This window comes from Dictyobacter kobayashii (assembly GCF_003967555.1).
GTDB classification, from domain to species: Bacteria; Chloroflexota; Ktedonobacteria; order Ktedonobacterales; family Ktedonobacteraceae; genus Dictyobacter; species Dictyobacter kobayashii.
This window is the reverse complement of sequence record NZ_BIFS01000001.1, coordinates 4,674,367-4,690,642: the sequence shown is the minus strand read 5'-3', so window position 1 is coordinate 4,690,642 and position 16,276 is coordinate 4,674,367. Positions and strand designations below refer to the sequence as shown.

Below are 16,276 nucleotides of genomic sequence, written 5' to 3'. Positions count from 1 at the left end.
TGGTGGCAGCTTGCGTTCAACAAGCCGCCTTCAAAATCTCTTGTCTTCAATGTCCTAAAATTTCAAGTGCGGTGCACCCGCTACAGGAGTAGCTGTTGTAATAGTTGTATTTGTCGATGCTTGAACCATTGCAGCAGGCATCGTCATTGTGACACCGGCTCCCACCGTGGAAACCGCGTGGAAATCGAAGCTGTTGTCTTTATGAGGAGTAAGGAAGCCGGCTCCCTTTAGAAAGGCTGGTGCTGCGGCAACATTTTTGAGCAAGAGTGGAGGGAAGGCCTCATTGTCAATAGGCAACATGGCTCCGATTACGCGTCCCACGACGCGGTGCTCTGCCTCGACAGCCGCCAGTTGGGCAGCAATCTGAGCCAGGTCCGGGCGCCCTAATTGCGCCAACTCTTTTACAGCCGCCAGGTACGCGGCTACAAAAGCCGATTCTAATAGCTGCTGCGTCTTGAGGAAGAGTTCAAGATTCTTAAAAGTATCGCGGCCATTGGGAAAACTGAAGGTCCTGGCCATGGACTTTGCTCCTTGCTTATTGAGAAATTGGAGGTGGAGCTGTTCCTCAACCAATGTGGCTTTGATATTCACGCGTGTGGCTGGTTTGAGTCCCAGGTTATCGGCGTGGGAAAGGACCTGTGAGTAGAAGACAACTGCCAGGGTTTCCGCCGTCGCCGCAATGTTGAGAATAGCACCAATGGCTTGCTTTGTTGCAGCCGGAGTAGCCGGATTAGGGGCTGCTGCATGCGCTCCCTTGTTCTGCTGCTCCGTGAGCAATACCCCTGCACCTGCAACACCACCGGCAAACGCCAGTCCAGTTACCCCGACGATTGTCCCTTTCAGGGCGGAACGACGCGATGGACTATATGTTGATGTTTTCAAGCTTGGTTTCATGCTTCTCAATCCTTTCTTCGTGTGAAGAACAAATACTTTTTCTGTTATCACAAACAGAGCCATATAATTTATGCACCGCCAACCTGTTATCTGGTTGACTGCATAACAATCACAGATGTCGTAAATATCTGTGCTCTGACACATGTGCCAGACTGTATCAATCTGTCATCCGGTGACTTGTGAGAAGCATAACATAAATAAAAGAGCTCCTCTATCAAAGAGTGCATGGACTTATATTAAAGTACTAATATGACATTGAGAAAATTTAACCGCTTTTTATTATTTGAGGGGTAATAGTACTAGGAGGTCGGGTTCTGGTAAAAATCAACTTCTCTAAACGTGAAGGGTCATAACAGATACATTGGAGGGCCTAAATAATGCCTACTTCGTTTAGATAGCTCGTCCTGATTTGAAAGATATATGCCAGCAAAGGTGGATAGTTCCGCCTTTGCTGGCATATATCTTTCAAATATTGTAATCGAAGCTCTGAGGTAAAAAGCTACTGCTTTAATCTGCGTTATACGCATAAGCAGGCTCGGTATAGGCCACCTGTACCAGGGTAGGCGGGAGTTTCTGTTGTACCAGGGAGCCACGGCCAGCTGGCTGTTGAGAGGCAGCATAGCCATGCATGATGCGCCCCTCCTGGGGATCACCACTCATGATTAAAGTGGCCGTCCCCATCTCGCGCAGACGCTGCAGGGCTGGCTCAAACGAGGCACGCCCATACCACCGACGCGACGCGCCAGGACAAGGTGAAAGCCAATGTCTTTGCCTGATAACAGAAAATCTACCAATGGGCCCAATGGACTATTGCTCGGTGAAGATGAAGTTGAATCAGATACACACAGATGCTACTAAAATCGTGGCAAATCCTAATGACACAGATAGCCTGAATGATCTGTATACACAGAGCAGCAACGCCTATGATGGTCAATTCAATCCTGCCACCGGCAATCGTGATGGTGGCGCGATCTGGCTGTACGACCATATACAACACCTATCCAGTTTCACTGTCAGAGTATACGGCTCCTGATGGCATATTTCCCGTTTTTGCATCGTTAGTGCTCAACTGTCCCATACGTTTTCACACCTCTGGTACCCAAATGGGTTGTGTGGTGAGTGGCGGCTATCTGCGGAGTAGATAGCCGCCACTCACCACACAACCAGTACGGGCGCGGCTGCGCCCGTATGCAAAATCATACCAATCCCCTGATTAAAAAATAGTGAAAATATAGAAGCCATTCGATTATTATTTATATATTGCATTTTTTTAAAAAATAATGTATACTTCAAAAGTATCATGACTCTCTCATAAACCTTGTCTTCTTTCATGTATGGCGCTCACTACCGATCTCCTTTATGAGAGTGCCACAATTCACTACTTCTCACCTTTTCCCTGCTTGAGGATGAAAGCAACTGAGTTAGTATGCTGCTTTCTCGCATGTCCAGGCTTGTGCACAATCACAACCTGTTCGAAGGTTTAGAAGTATTAAACTATTACTGCGTATATTAAAAGAACAAGCAACATAGAAAGTAGACAAATATGGCTCTTCAAAAACACCTGGATCTGCTCGCCTCTGGCAGCAAAAGTTGGAACAAATGGCCGACGCGAACACTTTGATGTTCAGGCGTTAGAGCCAAATCTTCATGGAGCAGACCTGCGCAACGCTAATCTGCGTGGTATTGATTTTCATGGAGTTGATTTGACCGAGGCGAATCTTGAAAACGCAGACTTACGAGAAGCAGATCTGGAAGGCTCAGACTTACGGCACGCGAATATAAGCGGGGCAAATTTGAGCGATGCCAACCTCCGCAATGCTCATTTGAATGGAGTTGATGGCACTCATACCTACTTCTGCCGGGCTAATATGAGAGGCGCTGATCTCACGAACATGGACCTGCGGGGAGCGGATCTACAGGGTACTAATTTGACGCGGGCCGTCATTGGTAACAACACAAAATTCGATGCCGTGCATACCGCAACCACATCATCTCCAGCTAAGCCCGTAAAGGCTCTCCCTTAAGCATTAAAAGAAGAGATCTTATTTTTAAGTTGGAAACGAGAGGTCCCATCCCGCTCTAAGGGGATGGGACCTCTCGTTTTCTCTTCTTTTCTGGACTTTGCTATTGCTCGCTATTTAAAAGCGTGCTACTTGATGGGAACATTGTAGGTGTAGCCAACGTCTTGTGTCTTTTTTCCTGTACTATCTCTATAAATTGCCCAGTGCAAGGACCACTGACCAGACTGGTTAAAGAGCGGCTGAAAGTAGAATAATTGAAAGACAGGTGGCTGCTTTTGCAATAGCTGGTCCATTACATATTGCTTATCTGTCACGTGCTGTTTCCCAAAGAAGACTTGAAACATATCCACCCATTTTTGACCATCGGGCTCGACATATCCATTCATATCATTGCCTCTCAAGCTGATCCCTGACATGATAAGGCGTGTCGCGCTCGGAGTCACAATGATGCGCTGCCAGGTTAGATTCCCTTTAGATTGTTCACTCCCTTTACCCTCTACAGCTTGCGTCTGATTTACTTCAATGACTTTATATTCCGGCTGTATCTTGATGGTGAAGTTGAAGGCAACCGTATGTTTTTCCAATAATGTTAATCCGTCTGGCTGTTTAGCAGTTGGAGTAAGATACTTAAAAAGTGACATCTCGTCGATAAAGTGCAGGGAGAGGCTGCCACTCCGCCGGGTCAGGTTGGCGGTCTCAAAAGTCATAATATTTTCATCAGCATTCGTCCCTGCTAACTTCACTGTACCACCGTTAATGCCTGGAAATTGCAATCCCTGGCCAGTGCTGAGCTGCGGATAATCACTAAGAAGATAGAGCTTTTCATTGATGGTTGGCATATGTGTATATTTGATAATCGCACGATTGCCATCAATGTAGGCACTATCAACAGTAAATTTCAAAGCGCCATGGGTACTGGGCTGGATAGTCTGACTTTGCTTGATGGGCTGGTCATAATGATGCTGGCAGATCGTCATCCAACCCGCATCATTGAAGGACGGGCAGGCGGGATCGGTGGTCCTGGCTGGCTGAGAAGCTGGTGTGTGAAAAGATAGTTGACTACTGATGAACCAGAAGGTGCTTGTGATAAGCAAGATTGCCGCCAGTGCCACAAATATCAACTGCCAGCGCTGCAGCAATAGCCAGTAGCGCTGGTAAAGCTCCTCGATTAAAATATGTTGCGGCGAATTAGCATGTATATGCTCAGGCTCATACACTATTCGGCCTCCTCTAAAATGTTCTCGTATTGTAGTCGTAAAATCGTAGAGAATGTTACACCTATCTTTTTATGTGTTACGATAAGAAGAGATATTTTCTTGTCTTGCACTCTTAGAGAATGTAGCGATGGCAGTCAAAGAACAAACCATTTAAACAGAATTAACCTCATGTCTAAATAAGAGCTGTGCGCTCGTTCATAAAGCATGGGATACACTCTGAAGTATATGTCAGCATTTTTGCTGCTAGTATAGTGCGCAAGGAGTGATGCTGTTGGAAGCAGTACAGAAGCCCTTTGCAGAGGCTGCGGTACGTTTTTTAAATGGGCCCCTGACAGGAAACATCTTTTTTTTCCAGGGAGCAGTCGTTACACTTGGTCGCGAGAAGCAAAATAACATTATTGTGCCAGACCCAGGTATTTCCAGATATCATATTCGCATGAGCTGGCTTGGGGACGGATGGAATATTGAAAATATTTCGCAGGGGAATTTGCTGGCTATCAATGAGCAGTCAGTACCACAGAGCCGCCTGCGCCATAATGATGTGGTAAAACTTAGCTCGACAATCAGCTTTGTCTTCCTTTTACGCTATCCAGAAATGCCATCGGGCTCCCTGTGTCCCCTTCCCACGCAGAAGCGGTTCAAGGCCAGCCACAGCCATCAGGGGCGATAACCCCTCCGTATCTGGAGGCTAAGCCTGGAAGTGAGCCGATAGTACCCATCAACACGAAGACAGAATGGCCGGAAAAATTACGCACCAGCAATTCTCCCGGTGAAACGCTGCTGGCACACCTCTCGATCCCGAATGTCCCATCCTTGCTTGTCAGCAGCAATACGAATAGTGAGCGCCAGGTATATGCGCTCAACCAGAGAATCACCAACATTGGGCGCGACACAGACAATGAAATTGTGATCAATACACCAATTGTCTCGGGCAAACATGCTCAGATTGTACGGGAAGAGGATAAGCTGTTTTTAGTTCACCCCCATCCTCTGCGTGGGAAAACGTTGAATGGATTGTGGTATAAGGGACAACACATCAGGGGAGATCAGCCATTTCGGCAACAACTACAAGCAGGCGATATTTTTCGCGTTGGTGATGAGCACGGCACACTGGTAACACTGGCCTACGATACGGGAACAGAGGCTCCTACCGAAGATTTGCCAGAGATGTCCGAGATCGTCTTGCATGAGGAAACATTAACGATTGGACGCACCCCCAATAATATGGTTGTGCTCAATCATCCTCAGGTGTCTGCCCATCATGCACTTATAGAAAAAGTCGCCGGCGGCTACCGTCTGCTTGATCAGAATAGCACGAATCATGTCTATGTAAATGGAGAGCGTGTCACCCATCAGTTACTTAGAACCGGCGATGATATTCGTATCGGCCCCTATAGATTGACGTACACCGGGACTGCACTACGCCCATACGACGAAAGCAACCATATTCGTATTGAGGCACTCAACCTGAAAAAGTCAGGTAACAACAATGTCGTCCTGCTCAATGATATTTCGCTGGTGATTCCGCCACGTAAATTTGTCGCACTGGTAGGCGGCTCAGGGGCAGGTAAGTCGACATTGATGGATGCGCTAAATGGTCTGCGTCCCGCTCAGGAAGGAGTGGTCCTCTATAACGAGGTCGATTATTATCGCAACCTGGCCGCCTTCAATACACAACTGGGGTATGTGCCTCAGGATGATATTGTGCATCGTGACCTGACCGTTGAGCGCGCGCTCTATTACGCGGCGAAACTGCGCTTGCCGGGCGATTTCACGAAAGAACAGATTGCCTGGCGCATCAACGAAGTGCTCGAAGATGTTGAAATGACAGATCGGCGGCACTTGCTGGTCAGTAAACTCTCCGGTGGCCAGCGCAAACGCGTCTCAATTGCACTTGAGCTACTGGCAAATCCAGGCGTCTTCTTTTTGGATGAACCAACGTCCGGTCTGGACCCCGGCCTGGATCGCAAAATGATGACGCTCTTACGCCGCCTGGCTGATCGTGGACGCACTATCGTACTGGTCACCCACGCCACCAACAATATTAATAGCTGCGATTATGTCTGTTTTCTAGCCCAGGGTGGACGCCTCGCTTACTTTGGCCCTCCAAACGAAGCCAAAACCTTCTTTGAGAAGACAGATTTCAGCGAGATCTATAGCGCACTGGAACCGACCAGGGACCAACCAGATATTCCTCAACTGGCGGAAGAACGTTTTCGCAACTCCGAGGACTATCAGCGCTATATCATCAAACCATTGCATGAGCATCAAGCCCAAAAGCAGTTAGCGGAGGCAGAGCAGGGACGGCCAAAGAAAAAGCAATATTCCAAACAGCGGGGTAAAGGCTGGTCGCAATTTACATTGCTCTCAGCGCGCTACCTGGAATTGCTCAAAAATGATGTTGGGAACCTGCTTATCCTGCTACTACAGGCACCCGTCATCGCGATCATGCTGGTACTCATGGTACGCTTTGAGATAGGTGTCGGAATCTTTGACGCCAACAAATTAACCCAATGCCGAACCCAGATTCTTACCTCGTCAGGACCACTGGCACTGCCACAGGCGCAGCATACAGATTTAATTGATTGCCAGCAGGTACTCCATTTCCTGGGTACAGATAGCGCGGCCAAGGCTTTTGTGCAGCAAAAAGGCAGCATTGCCCAGGCCCTACAATCTTTTCTGATCCAGGGTCCTGGTACTGATGCGCAAAAAGTACTTTTTATCATGGCCTTTGCCACTGTTCTCTTTGGCTGTATCAATGGGGCCAGAGAAATTGTAAAAGAGGCGGCAATTTATAGGCGCGAACGGACGGTGAATCTGGGCATCATACCCTATATGTTCTCCAAAATTGTCGTGCTGGGCCTGCTGTGCCTCTTTCAAAGCGCTATTCTGACCCTGGTCGTTGAAATTGGAGAACCATTACAACAAGGCATCTTTCTGTCTCCCATATTGGAGACCTATATTACGCTCAGCCTGACGTCCATAGCCGGCTTGATGGTTGGCTTAACGATCTCGGCCATTGCACCCAACAATGATCGGGCCATTAGCCTGGTGCCGATTATTTTACTCCCACAAGTCATCTTTTCAGGAGCGATTATCCCCCTGAAAGATTGGGTGACACAGATTATGGCCACGATCTTTCCTACCCGCTGGGCCATGGCAGCATTAGGTTCATCGATTGGATTACATGCGGATACGACGGGTGGAGACAAACTCTTCGGCGATGACTCTACCTATCATAGTACCCTCTTCTCAATTTATAGCCAGAGTGATGCACTCCATCGCCTCTTACTCTCCTGGATAGCTCTGGGCCTGATTATTGTGGTACTCACAACCATTATCGGCATTTTCCTAAAGCGCAAAGATACACGCACGTAATATAAACCTGGGGGCCTGGGGACAATACCTCTCGATGTACATTCTTTCAGGTGTAGAGTGTGTTTAGAGGGCGACCGCAGCCGCTGCCTGCCTGCAAACATAGAGATTACGAGCAAGCGATAAGAGGCCCATTCTTTCAGGTGTGGAGTGTGTCAGGTGGGCGGCTCTGCGGCCGCCCACCTGACACACTCCACACCTGGCGCCGCAGGCGCCAAAGAGAAACATGAAATAGCCCTGCAGGTTGATCAGGGCTATTTCATGTTCGTCCAGAGAATGTTCATCTTTCAGGTGTGGAATGTGTGTGGTGGGCGGCCGCAGGGCCGCCCACCACACACATTCCACACCCCCAACCCGGCGCCGCAGGTGCCAAAGAGGAGCATGAAAAAGCCCAGCAGGTTGATACTCATGGCTAGACATTGACATAAATCTCTGTTAAGATGCAGGTATGGAATTAGTTAATGTAGATAATACTTTATTCGCATTATCTATCATTTTTTACACATCTAGAAAACTAGAAATGCCTCCCGCGCGCTATTGCTCAGATGGGCGCTGGTATTTTGCCGATATGAAAGGATCGATCATTCCATGAATGTACCGCCTCAGCCTCCATTGGGAGAGGAACCAGAAAAACAGTCAACCCTCCACCCTGCAGAGGAGACCTATGTTCGGCCAGAGCCCAACGCTGAGACTGTTTCGGAAGGGGCAGAACAGCCAACGCCACCTGCCACCACTGAAGAAGATATTCCTACGCAGCCGGTCTCGTTTTCTGAATCGCAAGCCGCAGCCACACCTGGATTAGAAGAGCACGAGGCATCCACCTTACCTGGAGATGAAACATACGCAGAGGATGGAGAGTTGGAGGAAGAAGATCTAGACCCTCCCACGATCGCTCGGGTGTATTCATTAAAAAAGGCGTGTTGATTGGTGCGGTCTGTGCAGTGGCACTTGTAGCCTTGCTGGCTGCACTACTGGTATTCGTCAATCGCCCTAAAGATCCACCCTCTGATTGGATCTCAAGTTTTACTCCTCCTGCAGGCACGAGTAGCGCCAGCAAAATACTCTATTACCTGCACTGGACCAACGAGAATGGCGAATTAAAGGGCCAGCTGCAATTGTCGGCGGTTGCCAATGGCGCGCCACAATCCCTGACAGCCCCGGCCACTGGTCTGTATAATCGAGATAACCACATTATCTATGTGGTCATTACGATCAATGGTCAGGCAGGCACACTCATGGGTAAAATCAACGATGCCAATGATACATTGACCTTAAACCAGGTCGGAGCAACCAGCCAGGCAAGCCAGCTGGTATTCCATACTGGTAGCGCGAACGATTACAAGCAAGCCACGCAGAAGTTGGCGCCCGCTAAAAAATAGCTGGCTGGCATCCATGCCATTGCCGCAAAAATAATACAGAGAAAAGCGCACGTCTGACCGGGCCATTCTAAGTCCAGTCAGGCGTGCGCTTTTGCGTTGATTTAATACAGTATAGTCAAATTTCAATGGTTGGACAAGTGTTGCTGCAGCGCGGCCTTCAATTTAGTTAAGATGGCAACCTGGGCAGGCAAGAGCGGAATTTGAAAGACTGCGTTGGTTAATTGCAGAGATGAAGTTTTTGAGTCGAAACCAAATGGGCCGTTGCTAGAGGCAAACAAATTCTGAAACGTGCCAACGCTAGCACGGATATCAGCCACATCGATCTTTACACCGCGCAAGGTAAGCGTTTTTATGTTCGCGGGAGCATTGGGCTGTAAGGCTCGCACAATAAAGGGATTATGAATAGCAATATCAAACGTCGTCTTAAAAACAGGAATTTTCTGACCGGTGCCAAATGTGCCTAGCTTAAAATCTACGTTGGTGGCGGCAAATGTTTTTACGGGAATAGTAACCAGCACGAAGCCTGGATTGGGTGGCTTTTGTTGAGCATGTGCGGCACTACCAGGTAGCATAAAAACCCCTGCAAGTGTCAGCTGGATAGCCAGCAACAACAAACATATGCTCAAACATTTTCGATAGTGCAGAGCCATATGATACCTCTCTGATCTTGCAACACTATGGCTTTAGATAAAGGACACCGGACATCATGCGTGCCCGGGCACCTCTTTAAGACCACCAGTGCTCAAAGACCTTCCCTCCAAACAACAAAGTTCTTCTATCTATCTATTCGGAACATAGGTCCATCCTCACTATAGGTTTTTGATCATACCCGAAGAGGTCGCCATAAGCATGAAATGTATAGGTCCTGGTTACTTTTGCATACAAGGAAGAAAAAAGCCCAAAGAAACACGATCTGTACGTGCGGGTCTTTCCCCCGCTTAATCCGTTCCTGCCTGAAAAATCAACAATGATAATGCTATGCGCTCAATCAAATAGCTGCAAAATTATCTTATTGTTGCTTTTTCGATCGTGAAGATTAAAAGCGTGGGCAAGCCCCGCATGTACAGATCGTGTTTCTTGTTACGTTCAAGATATCTCTTGCATGACTAGATTTATTAATGCGCGCCAAAGGAATCCAGGACGCGCATGTAATTGGCCCGCTCAAAGGCCGCTGGCTCGGCGACGGCTTGCTGGCTCATACTGCCACGCATCAGATCTAACGAGGAGTATTCATGTTCCTCCATCCACAATTGGATGCCGGCAAGGATGTAGGTAAGTTGATCAACACCATTAGCCAGTAAGGTTGAGGCCATCATGGCAACGTTGGCACCGGCCATCATGGCTTTCAATACATCCTGGGCGCTGTGTACCCCACTCGTCAACGCGAAATCGGTCTGGATGCGGCCATAGAGCAAAGCGATCCAGCGCAGCGGTAGCCGCAATTCATGCGAAGTGCTGAGTTCCAGGTTGGGCACGACCGCAAGATTCTCTAGATCAAAGTCAGGCTGGTAGAAGCGGTTAAACAGGACCAATCCATCGGCCCCGGCTTCGACCAGGCGGCGGGCAAATTGTGGCAGCGCCGAGAAAAATGGGCTAAGCTTTACGGCAATGGGCAGTTGGACGATAGCGCGGATATCCCTGACCAGTTGCACATAAACCTCTTCTAGATCAGTGCTACTCAAAAAGAGATCCGTTGGTAGATAGTAGATGTTCAGTTCCAGGGCATCAGCGCCTGCTTGCTCGATCAGGCGTGCATACTCGATCCAGCCGCCAGAGGAAACGCCATTCAGGCTGCCGATCACAGGAATGGAGACCGCCTCTTTTAGGCGCGCGAGATGTTCCAGGTAGCGATCGGGTCCAACATTATAGTGATCCAGATCAGGAAAGTAGCTCAGCGCCTCCGCATAGGTATCAGTACCATGACTGAGATAATGATCAAGCTGGTGGCTCTCATGGGTGATCTGCTCCTCGAACAATGAATACATGACAATAGCTGCCGCGCCAGCATCCTCAAGCTGGCGCGCCGTACTGACCCTTCTGGAAAGGGGCGAGGCAGAGGCAATGAGAGGATTCTTGAGCGCTAAACCTAGATAGGTAGTTTGCAGATCTGGCTGGGTCATAATATTTATTCCTCTCTTTCCTACTTGCCATCCGTTGGGTGATAATAGTGGGTCTGGCTCTCCTGCACATCTTTTTCAGCCAGGTGCAACAGAGAGGCTGCCCGGGTCTCGTCACTTTGTAGCAGCATGCGGAAACGGGCCTCATTATACATAAAACGTGACAGTGGTAGCGTGGCTTCTTTGGCATCCATGATCAGCGGGTTCTTGCCTTCCTCAAGCAAGGCTGGATTGTAGCGATACAACGGCCAATAGCCCGTCTGGACCGCCAGCTTCTGCTGCTCCAGACCCTTGCGCATATCAATACCATGGGCGATACAATGACTATAAGCGATGATCAGGGATGGTCCATCATAAGTATCGGCTTCCATAATGGCATGCAGCGTTTGTTGATCGTTGGCTCCCATGGCGATATGCGCCACATAGACATGCCCATAAGCCATCGCCAGCAGGCCCAGGTCTTTCTTTGGCAACGCTTTCCCCTGCGCGGCGAACTTGGCAACAGCAGCGCGCGGAGTGGCTTTTGAGGCCTGTCCGCCAGTATTTGAATAGACCTCTGTATCCAGCACCAGGATATTGACATTGCGACCCGAAGCCAGCACGTGGTCCAGGCCACCATAGCCAATATCGTAGGCCCAACCATCGCCACCAATAATCCACACAGTTTTGCGCACCAGCGCATCGGCCAGCACTAACAGCTGCTGGCAATTCGTATCTTCAGCAGGCCGGGAGCTTAAGAGTTGTTTGAGCAAGACAACGCGCTCACGCTGAGCCCGCAGCCCTGCCTCATGCGTCTGATCGGCATGCAGGATAGCCTGCACCAGGCTATCACCAATCACACCGGCACAACGCTGCAACAGCGCCAACGCCTGCGCCTGCTGCTGATCCAGTGAGAGGCGCATCCCCAGACCAAACTCGGCATTATCTTCGAACAGGGAATTAGACCAGGCGGGACCCCGGCCCTCGGCATTCGCGCTCCAGGGAGTGGTGGGCAGGTTGCCACCATAGATGGAGGAGCAGCCTGTCGCATTAGCCACGATCATATGATCGCCAAAGAGCTGAGAGACCAGTTTGATGTACGGTGTCTCGCCACAACCTGAGCAGGCACCCGAGAATTCAAAGAGTGGCTGACGCAGCTCGGCGTTTTTAATCGCCCCCAGATTAAGCTCGGTAGTATCCACTTCAGGCAGGCGCAAGAAGTAGTCCCAATTTATTTTCTCACTCTCGCGTAGCGGCGGCTGGGGCACCATATTGATCGCTTTATGGCCAACCCGGCTTTTATCTTTAACGGGACAGGCCTCCACACATAAGCCACAGCCGGTACAATCCTCGGGAGCTACCTGCAGGGTGTAGTTCATATCTGGGAATTCTTTGAAACGAGCAGGCGTTGTCTGAAATGTCTCAGGCATATCGCGCAGTTCAACGGGATCATAGACCCGGGCGCGAATAACGGCATGTGGACAAACCATTACACATTTATTACATTGAATACAGATGGCCGGGTCCCAGGCCGGAATCTCTTGTGCTATGTTGCGCTTCTCCCAACGGGCGGTACCAACTGGATAGCTCCCATCACAAGGCAGGGCACTAACAGGAAGGTTATCGCCCTCACCCACCAGCATTGGACCAAGCACATCACGTACAAAAACTGGTGCCTCGGCCGCGACAGGTGCTTTTCGACTAAGCATCGGGAGCGCGACGGGAACCCGTGAACGTATGGCAACCGCAGACTGTACTGCAACTGGCATCGGCATTTCATCCGTCGCCGGGATGGAGACGCTATAAAGCTGGGCCAGCGTATCATCGACAGCCTGGTAGTTCTGCTGCACAACCACCTCACCACGTTTGCTATAGGTCTTCTTGATGCTCTGCTTGATCTGAGCTATAGCCTGCTCTGCCGGTAGGATGTTACTGATCGCAAAGAAGCAGGTCTGCATCACAGTATTGATGCGCCCTCCCATACCCACATGTCCCGCCACCCGATAGGCATCGATAACATAGAAGCGCAACTGTTTCTCACGGATCACCTGTCGTACTTCAAGCGGCAAATGTCCCCAGATATCATCGGGGCCATACTGGGTATTGAGCAGAAAAACTGCGCCAGGCCGTGCATATTTCAAGACATCAAAACGCTCTAGCTGGGCAAATTGATGGCAGGCGACAAAATTTGCCCTACCCACATCAATCAGGTAGGGAGCAGAAAACGCATGTGGTCCAAAGCGGAGATGCGAAATGGTCACAGAGCCAGATTTTTTAGAGTCGTACACAAAATAGCCCTGAGCATAGTTCTCCGTCTCCTCGCCAATCATCTTGATCGAATTCTTATTCGCCCCTACCGTCCCATCCGATCCCAGGCCCCAGAAGACGCATTGTACGATATCTTCTCCTTCAATCGTAAATGCAGGATCATATGGCAGACTGGTATAACTGACATCATCATTAATACCGATAGTGAAATGATTTTTGTACTTCTCTCCAAGCATATGATCATAGATACCTTTGACCATGGCCGGGGTAAATTCCTTAGAAGAGAGGCCATAGCGTCCACCGATCACATAAGGGCTATTGGGAAACAAGCCCTGCTGCCTGGCTTCATTCAAGGCGGTAACAATATCTACATAGAGGGGCTCTCCGGCGCTACCGGGATCCTTGGTGCGATCAAGCACAGCCAGTGTTTTAACACTCGCGGGCAAAGCCCTCACAAAATGCTCAAGCGCAAAGGGTCGAAACAGGTGAACCTTGAGGACCCCGACCTTCTCGCCACGCTTGACCAGGTATTTCGCCGTTTGCTCAGCCGTCTCCGCGCCAGAGCCCATCATCACAATCACGCGCTCCGCATCGGGTGCGCCAACGTAGTCGAACAGGTGATAATCCCTACCAGTCAGGGCGGCAAAATCATCCATCGTCTGCTGCACAATTTCCGGGCAACGCTGATAAAAGGGATTGACCGTTTCGCGAGCCTGGAAATAGACATCGGGATTTTGTGCTGTACCACGAATCACAGGATGATCAGGGGAGAGGGCCCTGGCTCGATGGGCATTTACCAATGTATCGTCGATCATCGCACGGATCACACCTTGCTCTAACAACGTGATTTTTGCTATCTCATGCGATGTACGGAACCCATCAAAGAAATGGACGAATGGGATACGTGCTTTTAAAGTTGCGGCGTGGGCGATTAAGGCAAGATCCTGCGCCTCCTGGACCGAATTTGAAGCCAGCAGCGCAAAGCCGGTTCCGCGCACAGCCATTACATCTGAGTGGTCACCAAAAATGGAGAGTCCTTGCGCGGCCAGTGAACGGGCCGCCACATGAAAGACTGCCGCGGTCAATTCGCCCGCGATTTTATACATATTTGGAATCATGAGCAACAGGCCCTGCGAGGCGGTAAATGTGCTGGCCAATGCTCCTGTTTGCAATGCTCCGTGCAGGGCACCCGCGACGCCACCTTCTGATTGCATCTCGACAACCAGTGGCACGCTCCCCCAAAGATTGGCTTTCCCATGGGCCGACCAGGCATCCACAGATTCGCCCATCGGGGTTGATGGCGTGATGGGATAGATCGCAACGACATCGCTGACGGCATAAGCAACGGCCGCCGCGGCTTCGTTACCATCCAACATAGCCTTGATATGTTCCATAAGACATCGCATCTCTTTCTGCTTTTCAACGTATGCTCCTGTAATAGGAAGATACTGCTTGCTTATCACAGGGCCATCTCGCCCTCACGAAGCAATGTCTCAAAGAAATCACAGAACAAAGGCAGCATAATAACGAACAGTATGCGCTCCCCTTGCGAGCGCTTCATGAGCTTCACGCATGAAAAAGCAAGCGGAGATTTTATTCGACATAATGCTAAGCATGCTCGGCAGGTTGGGTAGAACAGCATCTGTGTCAGAACATAAAAGCGCCGGATCTCAATATAATCACTGGCCCCTTGCCATACATCACAAACCTGTCACAACCAGCATTTGTCACATACATAGTGATCAATTTTTTTTGTGATTACAATGAGAGATGAAACCCCGGCCTGTGACCAGCTTGTGATAAAGCAAGATTAAAGTTTAAACAATGAAAATGGAAGTGAAGAGCACTCCTTTCTCCTGGCAAGTAAGCATCGTATGACGTATTGGAATAACCTTTGCATCAAAAATCCAAAGCTTGAGAAGGAGCTTTAACATGTTTACACGTATCCTGGTGCCTCTTGATGGATCTCCAGCGGCAGAAAAAGCACTTCCCATAGCGGCACGGCTCGCCCTTACAGCTCAAGGAACACTCGTACTTATTCGTGTGATTACTATGGGTACCCATTTCAATGGAAAATCCATACTAACCTCAGAAGCATTACAGAGCCTGGTCGAAACCGAAAAACAAAAAGCCCTCGATTATCTCATAAATATTGCGACCTCACCAATTTTAAACGATATTGAGGTTGAGATGGATGTCAGTTGGGGACAGGTGGCACCATCTGTGTTTGAGCAGGTAAAGAACCATCAATGTGATCTAATTTTATTAAGTCGCAAGCACCATAAGGGCCTTAAACATCTGTTGCCAGGAAGTGTCGCCGAACGCGTTGTAATGTACGCACCGGTCCCGGTCTTCCTGATACACGAAAATGGTCCGTTGCCCATCTTCCCATATATAGCATTGGGGCAGCCGACCTGCGTATTAATGGGAATTGACGACATTGCACAAACAAGTCCCGTCATAAAGAGCGCATCTGCATTGCTGGCCGGTCTGGAAGCCGGGGCACAGCCAACTATTCGCCTGGCTCGCGTCATCTCACCATACACGGCAGCCCACCAGCAGGGTCCACAGGCCAGTATGCTCGATATAATGAATGTGGTAAAAGAGCATCAGCTCAAACACGTACAGGAGTTTCAGGATATCGATGAGAATTCAATGGAAATTATTTCCAGCGCCTGTATGAGTGAGTCAACCCTGATAGGGACCGATTATGCGAATGCTCTCATTAAAGAGGCAGAAACCAACATTCCCGAAAATGGAGACCAGAACGAAGCCCATTTTCATTTGCTGGCCATCTCCTCAGATTTCGGCAAGAATCAGCAGGCTCCGCACCTGGGAAATACAACCCTGGAGCGCATCACCCACGAGACCCAGCTACCAGTACTGGTTGTGCCAGCGCTACCAACGGCACACATCCCACCTACGGCACAGGCTATCGAGACACAAATACTGGAAACCCTCTAAAGGCTCACTGAGCGCATAAACGTCCACGAGAAAAGGAGCTAGGATTATTTCCAGCTCCTTTT

At 49.5% G+C, this 16,276-nt stretch carries 14 protein-coding genes; 7 read left to right on the top strand and 7 right to left on the bottom strand.

Annotated elements, in window-relative coordinates; genetic code table 11:
• Positions 1-54: 54 nt before the first annotated feature.
• Positions 55-894, bottom strand: a complete 840-nt coding sequence (locus EL645_RS20520) for a ferritin-like domain-containing protein (protein ID WP_161977533.1) — start codon at positions 892-894, stop codon at positions 55-57.
• 507 nt (positions 895-1,401) lie between these two features.
• Entirely contained in the window at positions 1,402-1,554 is a 153-nt protein-coding gene (locus tag EL645_RS39400; RefSeq protein WP_161977532.1) for a hypothetical protein, read from the bottom strand.
• Here EL645_RS39400 and EL645_RS20515 point away from each other — a divergent pair.
• On the top strand, positions 1,553-1,927 hold the full coding sequence (locus EL645_RS20515; protein ID WP_126552234.1) for a hypothetical protein: 375 nt from the start codon (positions 1,553-1,555) through the stop codon (positions 1,925-1,927). The two genes, EL645_RS39400 and EL645_RS20515, sit on opposite strands and share 2 nt — an antisense overlap.
• Positions 1,928-2,390: 463 nt before the next feature.
• Entirely contained in the window at positions 2,391-2,918 is a 528-nt protein-coding gene (locus EL645_RS42820; protein WP_307720582.1) for a pentapeptide repeat-containing protein, read from the top strand.
• Positions 2,919-3,043: 125 nt separating this feature from the next.
• On the opposite strand, the gene EL645_RS20505 is transcribed toward EL645_RS42820, so the two are convergent.
• Positions 3,044-4,132: a DUF4179 domain-containing protein gene (locus tag EL645_RS20505; RefSeq protein ID WP_126552232.1), complete on the bottom strand. Its 1,089-nt coding sequence runs from the start codon at positions 4,130-4,132 to the stop codon at positions 3,044-3,046.
• 271 nt (positions 4,133-4,403) lie between these two features.
• Here EL645_RS20505 and EL645_RS20500 point away from each other — a divergent pair, with 271 nt between their 5' ends.
• Both EL645_RS20500 and EL645_RS20495 read left to right on the top strand, forming a co-directional pair.
• Positions 4,404-4,802 carry an FHA domain-containing protein gene (locus EL645_RS20500; RefSeq protein ID WP_161977531.1) on the top strand — a complete coding sequence of 133 codons (399 nt, stop codon included), beginning with the start codon at positions 4,404-4,406 and terminating at the stop codon, positions 4,800-4,802.
• Entirely contained in the window at positions 4,745-7,510 is a 2,766-nt protein-coding gene (locus EL645_RS20495; RefSeq protein WP_126552230.1) for an ATP-binding cassette domain-containing protein, read from the top strand. The genes EL645_RS20500 and EL645_RS20495 overlap by 58 nt, the downstream gene beginning before the upstream one ends.
• A gap of 63 nt (positions 7,511-7,573) precedes the next feature.
• Here the strand turns inward: EL645_RS20495 and EL645_RS20490 are convergent, their stop codons facing one another.
• Positions 7,574-7,927 (bottom strand): hypothetical protein, encoded by a 354-nt coding sequence (locus EL645_RS20490; RefSeq protein ID WP_126552229.1) that lies wholly within the window; start codon positions 7,925-7,927, stop codon positions 7,574-7,576.
• A gap of 168 nt (positions 7,928-8,095) precedes the next feature.
• Here EL645_RS20490 and EL645_RS20485 point away from each other — a divergent pair, with 168 nt between their 5' ends.
• Both EL645_RS20485 and EL645_RS20480 read left to right on the top strand, forming a co-directional pair.
• The gene (locus EL645_RS20485; RefSeq protein ID WP_126552228.1) at positions 8,096-8,431 is read left to right on the top strand and encodes a hypothetical protein; all 336 of its coding nucleotides are present in this window, start codon (positions 8,096-8,098) and stop codon (positions 8,429-8,431) included.
• A gap of 17 nt (positions 8,432-8,448) precedes the next feature.
• On the top strand, positions 8,449-8,886 hold the full coding sequence (locus tag EL645_RS20480; protein ID WP_136625252.1) for a hypothetical protein: 438 nt from the start codon (positions 8,449-8,451) through the stop codon (positions 8,884-8,886).
• 122 nt (positions 8,887-9,008) lie between these two features.
• On the opposite strand, the gene EL645_RS20475 is transcribed toward EL645_RS20480, so the two are convergent.
• The 3 genes from EL645_RS20475 to nifJ form a co-directional block, all read right to left on the bottom strand.
• The gene (locus EL645_RS20475) at positions 9,009-9,536 is read right to left on the bottom strand and encodes a hypothetical protein (RefSeq protein ID WP_136625251.1); all 528 of its coding nucleotides are present in this window, start codon (positions 9,534-9,536) and stop codon (positions 9,009-9,011) included.
• 465 nt (positions 9,537-10,001) lie between these two features.
• Positions 10,002-11,006: a dihydroorotate dehydrogenase-like protein gene (locus EL645_RS20470; protein WP_126552225.1), complete on the bottom strand. Its 1,005-nt coding sequence runs from the start codon at positions 11,004-11,006 to the stop codon at positions 10,002-10,004.
• Positions 11,007-11,026: 20 nt separating this feature from the next.
• Entirely contained in the window at positions 11,027-14,644 is a 3,618-nt protein-coding gene (nifJ, locus tag EL645_RS20465) for a pyruvate:ferredoxin (flavodoxin) oxidoreductase (protein WP_126552224.1), read from the bottom strand.
• A gap of 538 nt (positions 14,645-15,182) precedes the next feature.
• On the opposite strand from nifJ, the gene EL645_RS20460 reads away from it, so the two are divergent.
• Positions 15,183-16,214, top strand: coding sequence for a universal stress protein (locus tag EL645_RS20460; protein WP_126552223.1), 1,032 nt, complete (start codon positions 15,183-15,185; stop codon positions 16,212-16,214).
• The last annotated feature ends 62 nt before the right edge of the window (positions 16,215-16,276 follow it).